Below are 17,987 nucleotides of genomic sequence, written 5' to 3' on the forward strand. Positions count from 1 at the left end.
GCGCAGGCGCCCGGCACGCAACCGCAGAGGAACACTGATGCAGACCGCTCCGCTGGATTTCCGCCTGGCCACCCGTGCCGACGAGGAACTGCTGATCGCGCTGATGCGCGATTTCTACGCCGAAGACAAGATCGAATTCGACGATGCGCGCGTGCGCCGTGGTGTCGATGCGCTGCTGGCCGATCCGCGCAACGGCGAAGTGCTGCTGTGGCTGGACGAGGCCGCAGCCGTCGTCGGCTATGCGGTGATCGCGATGGGCTTCAGCCTGGAGCAGGGCGGCCATTTCATGCTGTTGGACGAGCTCTATCTCAGCCATCGCGCACGCGGCCGTGGCCGTGGCAAGCGGGCACTGGCCATCTGCGAACAGCGCGCGCGGGGGCGCGGGGTCAGCCGGCTGCGGCTGGAGGTCAACCATCACAACGAACTGGCGCGCCGCCTGTACCTGGCGAGTGGCTACATCGATGACACCCGCGATCTGCTGACCCTGCCGCTGGACCATCCACGCCCGGAGGGCATCCTGTGAGCGAGGCGCTGCTGCGCAGCCTGCAACAGCGCGCCACTCTCAATGCACTGGTGCGGCGCTTCTTCGCCGAGCGTGGCGTGCTGGAGGTGGAAACGCCGATCCTGTCGGTGGCGGGCAACACAGAGCCCAACATCGACAGCTTCCACACCGATTTCAGCGGCCACGTCGATGCGGGCGGCCGCCGCCGCTGGCTGCGTACCTCGCCGGAGTTCCCACTCAAGCGACTGCTCGCTGCCGGCGTGGGCGACTGCTATGAACTGGGCCGGGTGTTCCGCAATGGCGAAGCGGGCGGCCGCCACAATCCCGAGTTCACCATGCTGGAGTGGTATCGGCTTGGCTGGGACCACCATCGGCTGCTGCAGGAAACCGCGGAACTGGTGGGACAGGCACTGGCGCTGGTGGGGCGCAGCGCGACGTTGCGTGTGCTGAGCTATCGCGAACTGTTCCAGCAGCACGCAGGCGTGGACCCGTTCGATGCCGATGAGGCAACGCTGCGCGCCGCGCTGGGCGAGGTGCACATCGATCCGGTGGGCCTGACCCGCGATGACTGGCTGGATCTGCTGATGACCCACCGTATCCAACCGCATTTCGATGACGCGGTCATGACCGTCGTCCACGACTGGCCCGCCAGCCAGGCGGCATTGGCGCGCATCCGCGCCGGCACACCGCCGTTGGCCGAGCGTTTCGAGCTGTACCTGGGCGCGGTGGAGCTGGCCAACGGTTATCACGAACTGAACGATGCGGCTGAACAACGCGTGCGTTTCCAGCATGACCTGCAGCGCCGCCACGCGCGCGGACAGGTGCAGCCCGCGATGGATGAAGCGTTGCTGCATGCACTGCCTTTGATGCCCGGCTGTGCCGGTGTTGCCGTTGGCATTGATCGCCTGTTGATGGCAATGCACCGTACACCGCGCATTGCAGATGTACTTGCATTCGATTTTGCCCACGCGTGACCCGACGATTTCCCATGGACCTGTTCCCATGGACCTGGCAGGCTGAACGAAAACACGCTTTTACGCGCTTGATTCAGCAAGCACGATGATGCTCTTATCACAGTCGATACCGCACACTTGCGTCGTGGTTCATCCATTCATGGGGAAGGCTTTGGTCAAGTGGTTTGCGGTCGTAGCGGCACCGATGTACTCCGTGGCGATATGGGGTGGCCTGCTTCCGTCGACCGCATCGGCGCAGTCGCTTGGCTATGACAGCGAAGTGGTGACCTGCGAATCCCGCGACATGGGCTGGGTGCACTGTGATATCGACGTCAGCAACGGCGTCGACCTGATCCGCCAGTTGTCCAGCAACAGCTGCATCCGTGGCAGCGAGTGGGGCACCGACCGCAGTGGCGTGTGGGTGACCCTGGGCTGCCGCGCTGAGTTCCGCGCGCGCCATGCAGAGAATGGTGCTGCGCCCTCGGCCGAGGGTCGCAAGCGTCTGGTGCGACGGGTCGTGCGCTGTGAGTCCAGCGGTCGCCCGCAGAGTTGTCCGGTACGCCTGGATGGTGCGCCAGTGCGCTTGCTGCGGCAGCTGTCGGTGCTGCCGTGCCGGGAAGGGCAGGGCTGGGGCTACAAGCGCAATGAGGTATGGACCACCCGCGGTTGCCAGGGTGACTTCGAGGTGGCCGACGAGCAGGGCCGTTTCGTCGACATGCCGCGCCGGCTGACCTGCGAATCCAAGTCCAAGAAGCGCCGCTTCTGTGGCGCCAGCATCTCCACCAGCGCCACCATCTCCAACCAGCTTTCCAGCACCCCGTGCGAGGAAGGCAATACCTGGGGCTGGAACCGCAACGGCATCTGGGTCGACGGCGGCTGCCGCGCCGAATTCTCGGTGAACTGATCCGGACAGGATCCATCCGCGCGTGGCGTGGCCCTACAATGGGGCCCATGAACACTGCCACCGACCTCGACTACGCCCGCTACGACCACATCCGCCCGATCCTGTGGACCGGCGATACCCTGCAACTGCTTGACCAGCGCAAGCTGCCGTTCGTGGTCGAGCATGTGGCCTGCCATGACAGTGATGAGGTGGCCGCCGCCATCCACGCCCTGACCGTGCGCGGCGCGCCAGCCATCGGCATCGCTGCCGCCTGGGGTGTGGTGCTGGCCGCACGTGATGTTCAGGCCGCCGACGGCGCGCACGCCCTGCAGCAGCTGGAACCGGCGCTGCAGCGGCTGAATGCCTCGCGCCCGACCGCGGTGAACCTGGCCTGGGCGCTGGCACGCATGCGGCGTTGCCTGGGTGCTGCCGGTGCCGACTGGAAGGCGATGCTGGAGGCCGAGGCACAGGCCATCGCTGAAGAAGACCTGGCCGCCAACCGCCATATGGGTGCCCTCGGTGCCGGCCTGATCGAGGCTGGCAGCGGCGTGTTGACCCATTGCAATACTGGTTCGCTGGCTACCGCCGGCTTTGGAACGGCGCTGGGCGTGATCCGCGCCGGCATGGCCCAGGACCGTATCGCCCGCGTGTTTGCCGGCGAGACCCGGCCGTGGCTGCAGGGTGCGCGCCTGACCGTGTGGGAGCTGCAGCAGGACGGCATCGACGCGACGCTGATCGCCGACTCGGCCGCTTCGCACCTGATGAAGACCGGTGCCGTGCAGTGGGTGATCGTCGGCGCCGACCGGATCTGCGCCAACGGCGATACCGCCAACAAGATCGGCACCTACCAGCTGGCCATCGCGGCCCGCCACCACGGGGTGAAGTTCATGGTCGTGGCGCCTTCCTCGACGGTGGACATGGATACCGTGGACGGCAGCCAGATCGAGATCGAACAGCGCGATCCGGGCGAACTGTACGGCGTGGGCGGCACCCGCACCGTGGCCGAGGGCATCGCTGCCTGGAACCCGGTGTTCGATGTCACCCCGGGCGAGCTGATCGATGCCATCGTGACCGAGCGGGGGGTGATCCTGAACCCGACCGCAGAGAACATGCGCGCCGCCTTCGGCGGTTGATGCGGCACGGGGTCGGAGCCCTTTCCACAGGAAAGGGCTCCGACCCCAGCCCCGGTAGCGCCGGTTGCTGGCCGGCAAACCCCTAAGTTCCTGATTTGTGCCGGTAAAATCACCGCAAAAGCAGGCGGAAAACGGCCCCGTGTGGTAGAATCCAGCGGTTGAATCGAGGTTCCGGCACGACCGCCCCCGGGTGGATGCGCCGGACTGGACCGCTACCAGACAACGGAACCCGAATGGCAGAAACCGCCAAGGAAATCATCCAGGTCAACCTGGAAGACGAGATGCGCAAGAGCTACCTCGATTACGCCATGAGCGTGATCGTGGGGCGCGCGCTGCCAGATGCGCGCGATGGCCTCAAGCCGGTGCATCGTCGTGTGCTGTTTGCGATGAATGAACTCAACGCGCACAGCAACAAGCCCTACTTCAAGTCGGCACGTATCGTCGGTGACGTCATCGGTAAGTACCACCCGCATGGCGATCAGTCGGTGTACGACACGCTGGTGCGTCTGGCACAGCCGTTCTCGCTGCGTTACATGCTGGTCGATGGCCAGGGTAACTTCGGTTCGGTCGACGGCGACTCCGCTGCGGCGATGCGATACACCGAGGCGCGCATGTCGCGGCTCGCGCATGAGCTGATGGCGGACATCGACAAGGAAACCGTCGATTTCCAGCCCAACTACGACGAAAAGGAACTGGAGCCGACGGTCATGCCGACCCGGTTCCCGAACCTGCTGGTCAATGGTTCGGCCGGTATCGCGGTGGGCATGGCGACCAACATTCCGCCGCACAACCTCACCGAATCGATCAATGCCTGCATCGCGCTGATCGACAATCCGGAAATCGATATCGACGGCCTGATGGAGTTCATCCCCGGCCCGGATTTCCCGACCGCAGGCATCATCAACGGCACCGCCGGCATCATCGCCGGCTACCGCACCGGCCGTGGCCGCGTGCGCATCCGTGCCAAGGCGGATGTCGAAGTGGCCGACAACGGCCGCGAATCGATCATCGTCACTGAAATTCCTTACCAGGTGAACAAGGCGCGTCTGATCGAGAAGATCGCCGAGCTGGTCAAGGAAAAGAAGATCGAAGGCATCAGCGAGCTGCGCGATGAGTCCGACAAGGACGGCATGCGCATCTACATCGAAATCAAGCGCGGCGAGTCGGCCGAGGTTGTGCTCAACAACCTCTACCAGCAGACCCAGATGGAGTCGGTGTTCGGCATCAACATGGTGGCGCTGGTCGACGGCCGCCCGCAGTTGATGAACCTCAAGCAGATGCTGGAGGCCTTCGTCCGCCACCGTCGCGAAGTGGTCACCCGCCGCACCGTGTTCGAGCTGCGCAAGGCGCGCGCCCGTGCCCACGTGCTGGAAGGCCTGACCGTTGCGCTGGCCAACATCGACGAGATGATCGAACTGATCAAGACCTCGCCGAACCCGGGTGAAGCACGCGAACGCATGCTTGCGCGCCTGTGGGAGCCGGGCCTGGTCGGTTCGATGCTCGGCGCCGCCGGTGCCGAAGCCTCGCGTCCCGATGACCTGCCCAAGGGTGTGGGCCTGATCGAAGGCGGCTACCAGCTGACCGAGATCCAGGCGACCCAGATCCTGGAAATGCGCCTGCACCGCCTGACCGGGCTGGAGCAGGACCGCCTGACCGAGGAATACAAGCAGCTGCTGGAAGTGATCGCCGGGCTGATCCATATCCTGGAAGATCCCGACCGCCTGCTGCAGGTGATCCGCGAAGAGCTGATCAACGTGCGTGCCGAGTTCGGTGACGAGCGCCGTACCGAGATCCGCCACAGCGAAGAAGATCTGGACATCCTCGACCTGATCGCCCCGGAAGACGTGGTGGTCACCGTCTCCCACGCCGGCTACGTGAAGCGCCAACCGGTGAGCGTGTACCGCGCGCAGCGCCGTGGCGGCCGTGGCCGCAGCGCGGCGTCGACCAAGGAAGAGGATTTCATCGAACAGCTGTGGCTGGTCAACACGCACGACACGCTGTTGACCTTCACCAGTTCGGGCAAGGTGTTCTGGCTGCCGGTGTACCAGCTGCCCGAAGCCGGTTCCAACGCCCGCGGTCGTCCGATCATCAACTGGATCCCGCTGGAGCCCGGCGAACGCGTGCAGGCCGTGCTGCCGGTGCGCGAGTACGCCGATGGCCAGTTCGTGTTCTTCGCCACCAAGAACGGTACGGTCAAGAAGACCCCGCTGGGCGAGTTCGCCTTCCGTCTGGCCCGCGGCAAGATCGCGATCAACCTCGACGAGGGCGATGCCCTGGTTGGCGTCGGCCTGACCGATGGCGAGCGCGACATCCTGCTGTTCGCCTCCAACGGCAAGACCGTGCGCTTCGGTGAAGACAAGGTCCGCTCGATGGGCCGTACCGCTACGGGCGTGCGCGGCATCAGGATGCCGGCCGGCGAGGAAGTGGTCAGCCTGATCGTGGCCGAGAGTGCTGGCGGCATCGAGGATGAGAGCGAGGACGACAACGGTGTCGAGGAAGCCATCGCCACGGGCGAGACGGTGATCGAAGGTGCCGACGACGCCAACCTGCGTTACATCCTCACCGCCACCGAAAACGGCTACGGCAAGCGCACCCCGCTGCCGGACTACCCGCGCAAGGGTCGTGGCACGCAGGGCGTGATCGGCATCCAGACCACCGAGCGCAATGGCAAGCTGGTTGCCGCGGTGCTGATGGGTACCGATGATGAAGTCCTGCTGATCTCCGATGGCGGCACCCTGGTGCGTACGCGTGGTTCGGAAATCAGCCGCGTCGGCCGCAACACCCAGGGCGTGACCCTGATCCGCCTGTCCAAGGACGAGAAGCTGCAGGCGGTGGAGCGCATGGATGCCTCGATCGACGAGGACGAGGACGAGGTGGCCGCCGCCACCCCGGCCGCGACCGACGGCGCACCGGCTGCTGCCAGCAGCGAGGACGCCGCGCAGGAGTGATCCTGCCGCGACACTGAGGTACCCGACGACGCCGGCCCAGTGCCGGCGTCGTCGTGTCTGCCGTCCAAAATACGCACGCACTTCACGGTGACGGTGGCATAAGGGCGCATGCTGCCCCCGGAGATCGTCGATGTCCGCCACGCCGCAGTCCGCGTCCGCCGCAACGCCCACATCCCGCCACCCGCTCATCACCGTCCTGGCCCTGTTGCTGATCGTGCTCGGCCTGATCATCGGCGGGCTCGGTGGCTGGCTGGCCAGCCTCGGGGGCTCGTGGTACTACGCCATCGCCGGCCTCGGCCTGCTGGTGTGCGGCATCCTGTTGTGGGGCAATCGCCGCAGCGGTGCGCTGCTGTACGCACTGGTCTTCCTCGGCAGCCTGCTGTGGACCTGGTGGGAATCGGGCAGCGATTACTGGCGCTGGGTGCCACGCCTGGGCCTGGTGACCGGGCTCGGCATCGTCCTGGCGTTGCTGGCGCCGACCCTGCAGGCGCCGGTACCCAAGCGCCTTTCGCGCAGCGTGGCCGCTGTGCTGATGCTGGTGTTCGTGGCTGCCTTCGGCCTCGCGTTCGCCCCCCATGGCCTGGTTGACGGGCACCGGCCGTTCCCGGAGCCGGCGGTCAGCGCCGGGCTCGATCCGACCCGTGATACCACCGGCCTGCAGCCGGCCGACCAGCCGGTGGAGGGCGACTGGCCGGCGTGGGGGCGCAGCAATGCGGCGACCCGCTATTCGCCGCTGCAGCAGATCACCCCTGAAAACGTAGGCACCCTGCAACTGGCGTGGCAGTTCCGTACCGGCGACCTGCCCAAGAAGCGCTGGGGTGCGGAAACCACGCCACTGAAGATCGGTGACCGGGTGTACCTGTGCACCGCCCGCAATCAGCTGATCGCGCTCGATGCCGGCAACGGCAAGGAACTATGGCGGTTCGATCCAAAGGTGAAGGATGCTTCGATCCCGTACACGGCCGCCTGCCGTGGCGTGTCCTATTACGAACAGCCCAGCGCACCGACCCTCGCCGATGCCGCGCTGGCTGACGTGGCCGCCGATCTCGCGCTGCCCGCACCACCGCCGACCCGTATCAGCCGGAGCGCTGCGCCCGGCAGCCGCGCAGCGTGCAGTGCACGCATCATCGAAGGCACCCTGGATGGCCGCCTGATCGCGGTGGACGCCGACAGCGGTCGCCCCTGTGCGAATTTCGGCAACAACGGCCAGGTCGACATCACCCTGGGCATGGGCGAGGTGCCACCGGGTTACGTCTCGATCACCTCGCCACCGGCGATCGTCCGCGGTGTCGTCGTCACCGGGCATCAGGTACTGGACGGACAGCGTCGCGACGCGCCTTCCGGCGTCATCCAGGCCTACGATGCGATCAGCGGCAAGCTGCGCTGGGCGTGGGACATGGACCAGCCCGAGCGCAGCGGCCTGCCACCACGCGAGCAGACCTATACGCGTGGCACACCGAACATGTGGACCGCCGCGACCGGTGATGAAGCGCTGGGCCTGGTGTACCTGCCGATGGGCAATGCCGCGGGCGACTACTGGAGTGGCTCGCGCACGGAGAACCAGAACAGATACGCGACCTCGCTGGTCGCCATCGATGTAGCCACCGGCAAGCCGGTCTGGCATTTCCAGGCGGTGCGCAAGGACGTCTGGGATTACGACCTGGGTTCGCAGGCCAGCCTGATCGACTACCCGACGGCATCGGGCAAGGTGCCGGCGATCCTGCTGCCCACCAAGCAGGGCGACATGTACATCCTCGACCGTCGCAACGGCCAGCTGCTGACCCCGGCCGAAGAGCGCAAGGTGCCACAGGGCGGTGTTGAGCCCGAGCAGCGCGCCGCAAGCCAGCTGTTCTCGCTGTACCACACGCTGCGGCGCGACGATGCGCTGACCGAGCGCGACATGTGGGGCATCACCCCCATCGACCAGCTGGTCTGCCGCATCCAGTTCCGCAAGGCGCATTACGAAGGTTTCTACACACCGCCCAGCAGCGATCACCATTCCATCGAATACCCCGGCTACAACGGTGGTTCGGACTGGGGCAGCGTGGCCATCGATACGCGACGCGGCGTGATCGTGGCCAACTACAACGACATGCCCAACTACAACCGGCTGGTGCCGCGCGCCGAGGCCGACCGCAAAGGCTGGCTGCCGCGCGAGCAGATCCGCGCGGACAAGGGCGGTGCCGAAGGGGCAGGGGATCCGCAGGTGGGAACGCCCTATGGCATCGACGTCAATGCCGGTTGGCGGCTGCCGTTCACCGGCCTGCTGTGCAAGCAGCCACCCTATGGCGGCATCCGTGCGATTGACCTGCGCAGCGGCAAACTGCTGTGGGACCGGCCGTTCGGCAGCGCACGCGGCAACGGCCCGTTTGGCATCCGCTCCGGCCTGCCCATTGAAATCGGCACGCCGAACAATGGCGGTTCGGTGGTGACCGCCAGCGGCCTGATCTTCATCGCCGCAGCGACCGACGACCTGCTGCGTGCCATCGACCTGAAGACCGGCAAGGAGCTGTGGCATACCAAACTGCCAGCAGGTGGACAGGCCAACCCGATGGTGTATGAGCAGGGCGGGCGGCAGTACGTGGTGATCATGGCCGGCGGGCACCATTTCATGGAGACGCCGGCCGGGGATTACGTGATGGCGTATGCGTTGCCGGAATAGCGTCGGCATCTGATGCCGGCTGCAGTGCAGTGACCTGTGCGGTTGTCGTCTAGGATGGTGCTACGCCCCGTCTGCGAAGGATCCGTCATGTCCGTGCGTCGTCGACGCTTCTGTGTCTTCCCACTGATCTTCGCCTTGCTGTTGGCGGTGTCATTCAGTGCTGGTGCGGCTGCAGTGCCAGTTGAATCAACCGGCTCACGCGCACAGGACGCCGTCGATGAATGGCTGTCCGCCTTCAATGCCAACAGTCTCCAGGCGTTGCAGGCGTTCGCCGACAGGTACGCAAAGACGACCGGCAGCGGTCCGCAGGATTACCTGGAGTTCCGTGCGTCCAATGGGCCGATGAAGGTGCTCGAAGTACGCTCAAACACGCCTGAGAAGGCCGAAGTGCTGGTGCTGGGCGAAGACAGCGAACGGGCGATGCTGTTGACTGCGGAAATGGACCCTGCCGCGCCGCGCCACGTGAAGGTGTTCCAGTTGGAAGGCGTGCCGACACCGCCGCAGTTCCAGCCTGCGCGCATGGAGCTGCCGGCACTCCTGGCCCAGAGTACCGCCCGGCTCAACGCCCTGCAGGCAAGTGATTCGCTGTCTGGCGCCGTGCTGGTCGCGCACGATGGCAGGGTGCTGCTGCAGTGGCAGGGAGGGCTGGCCAACCGCGAGCAGCACGTGCCCGTCGATGCGCAGACGCAGTTCCGCCTTGCTTCGTCCAACAAGATGTTCACCGCAGTGGCCATCCTGCAACTGGCTGAAGCAGGTCGCCTGGCCTTGGATGACACCATCGGAAAACGCCTGCCGGACTATCCGAACAAAACGGTGGCAGGCACGGTCACGATCCGGCAACTGCTCAGCCATACCGGCGGCCTCGGTGATTTCTTCGGTGATGATTTCGAGCACTACGCGGCGTCGCTGAAAACCCACGACGACTATGTGCAGCGCTTCGCCAAGGATGCCCCGCAGTTTGCTGCAGGCAGCCAGGATGGGTATTCCAACTATGGTTTCATCGTGCTGGGCCGGATCATCGAGGCGGTGTCCGGGCAGACGTACTACGACTATGTCAACGAGCATGTTCTGCGCGCGGCGGACATGACGGAAACCGGTTTTGAACCGGAATCGGTGGACGTTCCACATCGTGCAAGCGGCTATACCCAAGTGAAAGGGCAGTGGATCGTCGAAACCAAATCCCTGCCATGGCGAGGGACTGCCGCTGGCGGCGGTTACAGCACCGCAGGTGACATGTTGAAGTTCGCAGAGGCCCTGCGTACCGGCAAGCTGGTCTCGCCGGTGTGGTTGCAGCAGGCCACCCGTCCACAGAACCGCAAGGGCTGGTATGGCTACGGGTTCATGGTTCAGGGCGAGGGAAGGCAGCGCCAGTTCGGCCACGAGGGCGGGGCGCCCGGTTCGAACAGTGCCATTGTGGTGATGCCTGAGCAGGGATACGTGCTGGTCGGCCTGGCCAACGTCGATCCGGATGCCGTGGGCAATGTGATCAACTACATCGCCCGCCGCGTGCCTCTGTAGCACACGGCGCTGGCAACAGCATTGACGACCCCTGCGGGTACATTCCGAACGTCACAGGGGTATCGCGCAACCGGTTAAACCGTCACCACCACCTTGCCGATCTGCTCGTTCGATTCCAGGTAGCGGTGCGCGTCCTGGATCTGCGCGAACGTAAACACCTTGGCGATCAGCGGTGCCAGCACGCCCTTGTCCAGGCCATCGACGATGAACGCCTTCGCACGCGCCAGCGCCGCATCGTCGGACACGATTTCCGAGTACAGGTAGCCCTTCAGCGTCAGCGACTTGCCCAGTACGTTGAACAGCGGGAACGGCGTAGGCTCGCTGCTCAGCGCGCCATACTCCAGCAGGATGCCGCCGCGTGCCATCGCTTCGGTGAGCGGCACGAACTGCGGGCCGCCGATGGGATCGAACACCACGCGCGCGCCAGCACCTGCGGTGATGCGGGCAACTTCGGCCACCAGGTCCTGCTCCTGGGTGGCGATGACATGGGCGGCGCCGGCATCGAGCAGCGCCTGGCGCTTGCCCGGGCCACGGGTTACCGCGATCGGCGTTGCGCCCACAGCATTGGCGATCTGGATGGCAGCCAGGCCAACGCTGCTTGACGCTGCAGTGATGATGACGAAATCGCCGGCACCCAGCTTGGCCTGCTCCAGCAGTGCCCCCCAGGCGGTGACGTACTGCATCCACACCGCAGCGGCCTGCTCGAAGCCCAGCGACGACGGGTGCTTCACCACCAGTCGCGCCGGCACGTTGGCCAGCTCGCCGTAGGTGCCCCAGCGGGCGATATCCAGCGGCGGCACGACGCTGACGGGATCGCCTGCAGCGAAGCCTGTCACCGCGCTGCCTACGGCTTCAACCAGGCCAGCCGCCTCATAGCCCAGGCGGCTCGGGAACTCTGCCTGCTGCAGATAGGCGCCGTTGCGGAACATCACCTCGGCGCGGTTCAAGCCGATGGCCTTGACCCGGATCTGGATCTCATCGGCGGCAGGAGCGGGTACGTCGATATCGTCAACGCGCAGCACATCGGCGTCGCCATAGGCGTGGATGCGGACAACCTGGGTCATGGGGGTCTCCAAAGGGAACGCCGGCTGGTGGCCGGGCAGGGGGAACAGAGCGCTACTGTGCGCGCGGCCGGCGAACGAAAGAAGGAGTAATCTGGCGTTTCATTGGAAAACAATAGTTTGCAATGGACCTTATCGCACCCCTGCGCAGCTTCGCCAAGGTGGCCGAGGTGGGCTCGTTCGCCGCCGCTGCCGAGGCATTGGACCTGTCGCCGCAACTGGTCGGCAAGCATGTGCAGACGCTGGAGCAGCATCTGGGCGTGCGCCTGCTCAACCGCACCACGCGCAAGCAGAGCCTGACCGACTTCGGGCAGGCGTACCTGGCCCGTGCCCGGGTCATCCTGGAAGAAGTGGAGAGTGCCGAGCAGCTGGCCGAGATCGCGCGCGGGCGACCGATGGGGCGGCTGCGGATCAGTGCGCCGGTCACCTTCGGCGTGCACGCGCTGGGGCCGGCGGTGGTGGCCTACATGCAGCAGTATCCCGACGTGCAGGTGGACCTGAACCTGTCCAACAGCCTGGTCAACGTAGTTGAAGACGGCTACGACCTGGTGTTCCGCACCGGTGATCTCGCCGACAGCGGGCTGGTCGCGCGGCGGCTGGGACCGTACCCGCTGGCGCTGTGCGCTGCCCCCGGCTATCTGGCTGCACGCCCCCCCATCGTTCACCCGCAGGACCTGAGCCGGCACGAATGCCTGGGCTTCGCCCACTCGGTGATCCGTACGCGGTGGAGCTTCCATGACCCACAGGGCGGGGTGTTGACCGTGCCGGTCTCCAGTCGCTTCATGGTCAACCAGGCCGAGCCGCTGCTGACCGCTGCAGTCGGTGGGCTGGGGCTGATCCTGCAGCCGTTCGAGATGATGTCTGCCGTTCTGGCCAGCGGCGCACTGGTGGAGGTGCTGCCTCGATTCGTGCCGGTATCCACCTCGATCAACCTGCTGTATCCCCGCGATCGCCAGGTCACGCCGAAGCTGCGCAGCTTCCTGGATTTCTGCGTGGCGCGCTTCACCGAACAGAGCATGGCGCGTGAGCGTTGATCGAAGTGTGCGCAGCGGGTGGTGGCGCCGCTCGCTTACGATGACGTCTCGCCACGCCTGCAGAGGACCTGCCATCACCATGTTGCATCTTTTGCTGATCGGCAGCGTCGTCACTGCCAGCGCACAGACGCCCGCCGCTGCGATCGCCGAGTGGGAGTTGCACGGCCGCGCCGAAGGCCTGGCCCGGCCCGACACCGTCTGCCAGGATTTCCTGCAGGCGATGGGGAGAAAGCCCGCTGAGCTGGAATACGTCGGCTGCACGCAGGACGATGCTTCCTACCTCCAGCCGATGGAAGCGCGGTATCGCGTCAGCGGGGCGTCGGCGGCGAGGATTGAAGCCTACCTGCATCAGACCTTCGGCATGCCGTCATTGACCTATGTCTGCTGCGGCTGGAGCAACGGCGCGCCTTATTTCTGGCGCGAGCGGCCGGGCAGCGTGAATTACCAGATCGGCATGGGCGTGGAATCGCTGCATCATCCGCGCGGGCAGTGGAGCGCGATTCCCTACTTCGCGGTCACCGTTGCGGTGAACCGGAAAGGTCCGTGATGGCGTACGCTTGGGCACCGACCACTGGCGTACAGGGAATGACAACCATGCCTCCGATGCTGCTCCGTGTTGCTGCGATCACGCTCACCCTGGCGATGAGTCCGATGGCCATCGCCGCATCTCCCGAGCCGCTGCAGCTGCAGCAGGCCGAAGCGCTGACGTACTGGAAGCCGGTGGAAGGCACCTTCCGCCCACGACTGAATGCCGATCCCGGGCGTGTGCAGTTCGCAGAGGAGGTGACCGTGGCCTATTCGGTCAACAAGCGCGGCCGCACGTATGACGTAAAGGTGGTGGATGCCAAGCCGTCGACGGCCTTCAGCGACTGGGCGTTGAACGCGGTCAAGGCGATGTGCTTCACCGCAACGGACAGCAACACCGAGCGCACGCCGATCCGCAGCGAAATGACCGCACGCTGGGGCGGCGGCAAGTAGGGCACTAGGTCGGCACCCGCACCATCTTTGCCATCAGGTGTTCGACCACGGCCGCCGGGTCCGCCGTGCGGCCCACATGGGTGCTGGACATCTGCACCACCGAGCTGCGCTTGGCGGTCAGGAAATGGAAGCGCGCGCGCGCGGGCAGCTGCGCGATCGGGCCGGCGTCGGCATCGCCCCGGCAGATCGCCACGATGGCATCCAGCCACGGCTGCAGCGCTTCAATATCCAGCGCCGGCGCGAAGGCCTGCAGGCGCGCAGCGTCGATCTCGATCGCCGCTTCGAGGTGACGTGCGCCCGGACAGGACACGATCACGCCGACGTTGATGAACTCCTCGCGCTCCACCCGCGGTACCACGCGGATGACGGCATAGTCATACGTGTGCAGCGTGGGCACGGATGGCCTCCTGCACGAACACCGCACGCACCTTCAGGCGATGCTTCAGGTAGTTGACGTAGCCCTGCCGGTAGGCGCGGGGGCTGTCGAAGGCCGGCTCATCGACCAGCCAGCTGTCCGGCACCAGGCCGACGATGCGCTCGATTTCCGCATCCGGCAGGCGCGCGGCCAGTTCGGCATCCACCTCGGCGATGCGGCTGGCGAACGACAGCAGCACGTGGTCGCGGATCAGCACGAAGGGCTTCTCGCAGGCATCGCCGGCGTTGGCCCAGTCGTGATGGAAGTACATTGCCGCGCCGTGGTCGATCAGATACAGCTTGCGATGCCACACCATCAGGTTCGGATTGCGCGTGGTGCGGTCGACGTTGCTGGTGAACGCATCGAACCAGACGATACGCGAGGCCAGGTCAGCGTCCACCGGCATCGCCGCCGGGTCGTAGTTGATCGCGCCGGGCAGGTAATCCAGGCCCAGATTCAGGCCTTCGCTGGCGCGGATCAGGTCCTGGATCTCCGGGTCGGGCTCGGTGCGGGCGAATTCGCTGTCCAGCTCCACGAACAGGATCTCCGGAATCGGCAGACCCACCGCGCGCGCCATCTCACCTGCGATCAGCTCGGCGATCAGCGCCTTCGGCCCTTGGCCGGCACCACGGAACTTGAGCACCGCCATACCGTCGTCGTCGGTCTCGACCACGGCAGGCAGTGAGCCACCTTCCCGCAAGGGGGTGATGTAGCGGAGGGCATGGACGGTACGCATGTGCGCATTCTAGCTTGGCCCATGCCTGGGTTGCGCCGGGCGATGCCCGGCGCCGTCCCTGACTTCAATGCGACAGTGCGCTGCGCTGCTGCTCCTGCACCTGCTGGCGTGTCTGTTCCTGCGAGGCGTGGTCGGCCTGGCGCTGGTTGACGATGGCGAGGCTGTCCAGGCTTTCCTGCACCGGCCGCTGTGCGGCTTCAGCCGTGGCTGCCGATGCGCGCAGCGACGCAGGATCATCCAGTGCGCCCTTCACCACGAACACGTTCTGTGCCGCAGCGACGTCGCCGGCCTGGCGGCTGAGCACCACATGATCCACGCGGTCCAGGCCGTTCTCGCGGGCCAGCACCAGCAGGCTCGCGCTCAGGCGTTCACTGGAGGCGTCAAAGCTGCGGCCGTTGGCGGCATCCAACTCTGCCACCTTGCCGCGGATCTGATCGTGCAGGGCACGGTCGTTGCCGCCCGCCAACGCAACCTGCGCCTCGGCCGAGGGAGTGGCGGTCGCCGGCGCGGTGATGGGTATGTGCGCGTAGGTGCCCTCGGTGTGGTCGAAATAATGCAGCGTGGACGGCGAGGTGCTGGTATCGAAGTAGGGCTGCCGTGGCAGACTGCCCTCACCCAGAGACAGGCCGTTCTGTTCCAGCAGGCTTTCCTGCAGGCCCAGTTGTGCCATGTTCACCGACATCCTGCTGATGCCATCGGGTGCCGGGTTTCTGGCCTCTTCCTCGCAGGCACGGCCGATCGCATAAGCACCGTAGAAATTCTGGTAGTCCGAATTGCCGTTGGGCCCCAGCCCGGACGACACACCTTCGTCGTAGTAGTGCTTGCCCATGCCCTCGATGTTGGCGGCAGTGGCGGTCATGCTCAGGTCTGCATTGAGTGTGAGGTCCGGATGCGCGGCATAGGTCATTGGCGGGCCGGGCTGCACGCGCACGAATTCCTTGGCGCGGGTACTTGCTTCGTAGACATCCTCCAGCGTGGCGTCCGGGTTGGCGGTCTTGACCATGCCTACCAGCGCATTCCAGCCCTCGATGTTCGCCGATGCCTCGTCGCGCCGGTTGGCTGCGAGCATGGAACCGATGGCTTGCGTGTAGTCGTGGGTCGAATCGCGCGCGGCAACGTCCGCAATATCGGATTCAAACTGCTTATAGGCCCGCTCTGTCGCTGCGTCATTGAACCCGTGCTGGATCTCATGGCCCATGATGAAGGTCAGCTCTGCAGCGTTGTGCCTGTCCGGGGCTGCCGGGGTGGACAGACTGGATGCCGGCAGGCGGATGGCCTTTGTGCCGCCGTCGTACTCGCCGCCCACATTGCTGTCGGCAGGCAGCAGCTCAAAGTGCTGCAGGTGGCCGGCGGCGATGGCCGCGTCGACCTGGGTTGCCAGTGCGGGAGAATTGGCGATGGCCTTGCGAAGGTTGTCGACCTGATCGGTCGTTACATCGGGTTCTCCTGCAAATTCGGTCAGCAGGCGTTCCGTATCCGCTGAAAGCGTAGGCATGGTGCGGTGCTCCTTACTGCACGGTCACAAGGCGGACACAGGCATGTGCCGGTTCGCCGGATGGGGTCGGGTTTTCTGGCAGCGTATCGACCGTGATGCTCTGGTCTGGACGATCGAAACGGTCATGGATGACCCGGCCGTGCTCGCCGCGGATGGTTTCACGCTTGAAGCCCGCGGCCTGCAGAGCCGAGGCGAACTGATTGAAGTCGACCTCGCAGATCGCCGTTGCGTTGGCTTTGCGGTCGGCGGTGGTGTCGATGAAATTGAGATCGAGACGCGCATCGGCGGCGCCAGCCTTCTTGACCTCCAGGCCGTAGCTCCACTCTGGAGTGAGCGTGCCACCGTAGCCGAAGTGCCCCGGGCCAAAACGCTGTGCGGGCGCCTGCATGGCCTGCGATACCCGTTCAATGGTCAGTTCCCGGGTGGAGGTGGTGTCCTTGATCAGATCCAGCAGACGCAACAGGAGTTGGTCTGCCCTGAGTGCAGACGGCGTTGCGGCGTCGGAGGCAGTCGATGCCATGGTAGCGGGTCCTTGAGAAGTCGACGAACGATCAGTCGCGTGTGTGCAGGCGCAAAGCGAGGCCGCACATAGGGCAATTGCCCATGGCCGTGTGAATGCGTACCCAAACATAAGCGTTCCCTGCATGTTGAGCGCTGACCCTAAAGTGGGCCAGGTGAATCACAGGTTAAATGGAATTGACGATTGCTGGAATCGGGGAGGGCGCGTTCGGCTCAGACACTTGCTGCAAGCGGAGTTGCCCGGCCGTGCATGCCATGGAATTTTCTTCACTTCGCCATTCCGTGAGCGGTGGCAGCATCCAACCGTGTAGACGATCAAGCGCAGGCGAGGCCTTACGTAGAGGGCGTCCCTGCAGCTTTCCCGCGACCGACACTCGCCCGCCAGCTCGTTTCCGGCACATTTGCGCAGCGTTGAACGTGGTCCTGCGAGGCCACTCCCCCGGCAAGGAGGCCCGCGATGCACAGTCCTGTTCACGCGTACACCTACCGCATCAGCAACCGGCCTGTCGCCCAGGCAGCGTGTGCTGGTGTTGGCGAACATGCTGAAACCGCTGCTGCGGTTCATGCAGCCTCAGACAGAATTCTTCCGTGAGTTGAGCACCGATGGTTGGCTCTGCATCCCGCAGTGCGCAGAGCCACTACATGCATGCGAGACGCCCCACGAAGCTGCTTTGTTCGCAGCACTTGGCGCGCATCTCGTCCACGATGTCCACGCAGGCTTCCGAGGTGCACGATGAGCAACGAATCGAGAGGAGCCCTGCCGCCCCTGGATCTGGATGATGCCAAGGCCGAGCAGATGATTGGCAAGCTTGTGCTGGTGGGCGTTACCCGTTTTGGTGGTGATGGCCAGGTACAGGGGCTGGAACAGTTTGCCGGCACCGTGCTGAGGGTCAGTGCCGAAGAGGGGCTGGTGCTGGCCGATGGCGATGACGGACATGAGCGCTATCTGCCGCCGATGCTGGACCAGTACCTGCCGGCCGCGCCGGGTGAGTACCAGTTGCGGTCCAGTGGCGTGACGGTGATTGATCCCGATTATCTGTCCACCTGGGAGCTGCACGCGCGGCAGTAGAGTGAGGGGCATCCCGGGAGGGGGCCGGGCCAGGCAGGGCCACGCTTTGCAGGATGGGGCGACTAGCCCTTCCGGCCCATT

16 protein-coding genes are annotated in these 17,987 nt (G+C 65.3%); 11 read left to right on the top strand and 5 right to left on the bottom strand.

Annotated features, from left to right (window positions below):
- The first annotated feature begins 37 nt into the window (after positions 1-37).
- The 7 genes from QOL57_RS14395 (at position 38) to QOL57_RS14425 (ending at position 10,599) form a co-directional block, all read left to right on the top strand.
- Entirely contained in the window at positions 38-523 is a 486-nt protein-coding gene (locus QOL57_RS14395) for a GNAT family N-acetyltransferase (RefSeq protein ID WP_025876917.1), read from the top strand.
- On the top strand, positions 520-1,476 hold the full coding sequence (gene epmA, locus QOL57_RS14400; protein WP_089236096.1) for an EF-P lysine aminoacylase EpmA: 957 nt from the start codon (positions 520-522) through the stop codon (positions 1,474-1,476). The genes QOL57_RS14395 and epmA overlap by 4 nt, the downstream gene beginning before the upstream one ends.
- 151 nt (positions 1,477-1,627) lie before the next feature.
- Positions 1,628-2,359: a DUF3011 domain-containing protein gene (locus QOL57_RS14405; protein WP_089236095.1), complete on the top strand. Its 732-nt coding sequence runs from the start codon at positions 1,628-1,630 to the stop codon at positions 2,357-2,359.
- A 47-nt stretch (positions 2,360-2,406) separates the two neighbouring features.
- Positions 2,407-3,471, top strand: a complete 1,065-nt coding sequence (mtnA, locus tag QOL57_RS14410; RefSeq protein WP_089238002.1) for an S-methyl-5-thioribose-1-phosphate isomerase — start codon at positions 2,407-2,409, stop codon at positions 3,469-3,471.
- A 233-nt stretch (positions 3,472-3,704) separates the two neighbouring features.
- The gene (gene gyrA, locus QOL57_RS14415) at positions 3,705-6,419 is read left to right on the top strand and encodes a DNA gyrase subunit A (RefSeq protein WP_089236094.1); all 2,715 of its coding nucleotides are present in this window, start codon (positions 3,705-3,707) and stop codon (positions 6,417-6,419) included.
- 130 nt (positions 6,420-6,549) lie between these two features.
- Positions 6,550-9,081 carry a membrane-bound PQQ-dependent dehydrogenase, glucose/quinate/shikimate family gene (locus tag QOL57_RS14420; protein ID WP_089236093.1) on the top strand — a complete coding sequence of 844 codons (2,532 nt, stop codon included), beginning with the start codon at positions 6,550-6,552 and terminating at the stop codon, positions 9,079-9,081.
- Positions 9,082-9,168: 87 nt separating this feature from the next.
- Positions 9,169-10,599, top strand: a complete 1,431-nt coding sequence (locus QOL57_RS14425; protein ID WP_089236092.1) for a serine hydrolase domain-containing protein — start codon at positions 9,169-9,171, stop codon at positions 10,597-10,599.
- Between the two features lie 74 nt (positions 10,600-10,673).
- Here QOL57_RS14425 and QOL57_RS14430 read toward each other — a convergent pair whose 3' ends face one another.
- On the bottom strand, positions 10,674-11,663 hold the full coding sequence (locus tag QOL57_RS14430; protein ID WP_089236091.1) for a zinc-dependent alcohol dehydrogenase family protein: 990 nt from the start codon (positions 11,661-11,663) through the stop codon (positions 10,674-10,676).
- A 122-nt stretch (positions 11,664-11,785) separates the two neighbouring features.
- On the opposite strand from QOL57_RS14430, the gene QOL57_RS14435 reads away from it, so the two are divergent.
- The 3 genes from QOL57_RS14435 to QOL57_RS14445 all read left to right on the top strand — a co-directional run bounded on the left by QOL57_RS14435 (position 11,786) and on the right by QOL57_RS14445 (position 13,672).
- A complete protein-coding gene (locus QOL57_RS14435; RefSeq protein ID WP_089236090.1) occupies positions 11,786-12,694 on the top strand; it encodes a LysR family transcriptional regulator in 909 nt (302 codons plus the stop codon).
- 91 nt (positions 12,695-12,785) lie between these two features.
- The gene (locus QOL57_RS14440; RefSeq protein WP_283401536.1) at positions 12,786-13,241 is read left to right on the top strand and encodes a DUF4952 domain-containing protein; all 456 of its coding nucleotides are present in this window, start codon (positions 12,786-12,788) and stop codon (positions 13,239-13,241) included.
- 47 nt (positions 13,242-13,288) lie between these two features.
- Complete coding sequence (locus QOL57_RS14445; RefSeq protein WP_141134210.1) at positions 13,289-13,672, top strand: energy transducer TonB; 384 nt, start codon at positions 13,289-13,291, stop codon at positions 13,670-13,672.
- 4 nt (positions 13,673-13,676) lie between these two features.
- Here QOL57_RS14445 and QOL57_RS14450 read toward each other — a convergent pair whose 3' ends face one another.
- From QOL57_RS14450 to QOL57_RS14465, 4 genes are all read right to left on the bottom strand, one after another.
- Positions 13,677-14,069, bottom strand: a complete 393-nt coding sequence (locus QOL57_RS14450) for a DUF3037 domain-containing protein (protein ID WP_089236087.1) — start codon at positions 14,067-14,069, stop codon at positions 13,677-13,679.
- Positions 14,047-14,823 (bottom strand): HipA family kinase, encoded by a 777-nt coding sequence (locus QOL57_RS14455; protein ID WP_089236086.1) that lies wholly within the window; start codon positions 14,821-14,823, stop codon positions 14,047-14,049. Before QOL57_RS14455 ends, QOL57_RS14450 begins: the two co-directional genes overlap by 23 nt.
- Before the next feature lie 64 nt (positions 14,824-14,887).
- Positions 14,888-16,318: an XVIPCD domain-containing protein gene (locus QOL57_RS14460; protein ID WP_089236085.1), complete on the bottom strand. Its 1,431-nt coding sequence runs from the start codon at positions 16,316-16,318 to the stop codon at positions 14,888-14,890.
- 13 nt (positions 16,319-16,331) lie between these two features.
- Positions 16,332-16,838, bottom strand: a complete 507-nt coding sequence (locus tag QOL57_RS14465) for a hypothetical protein (protein ID WP_244900635.1) — start codon at positions 16,836-16,838, stop codon at positions 16,332-16,334.
- A gap of 732 nt (positions 16,839-17,570) precedes the next feature.
- On the opposite strand from QOL57_RS14465, the gene QOL57_RS14470 reads away from it, so the two are divergent.
- Positions 17,571-17,906: a hypothetical protein gene (locus tag QOL57_RS14470; protein ID WP_089236083.1), complete on the top strand. Its 336-nt coding sequence runs from the start codon at positions 17,571-17,573 to the stop codon at positions 17,904-17,906.
- The last annotated feature ends 81 nt before the right edge of the window (positions 17,907-17,987 follow it).

Source organism: Stenotrophomonas sp. yr243 (assembly GCF_900184195.1).
GTDB classification, from domain to species: domain Bacteria; phylum Pseudomonadota; class Gammaproteobacteria; order Xanthomonadales; family Xanthomonadaceae; genus Stenotrophomonas; species Stenotrophomonas lactitubi.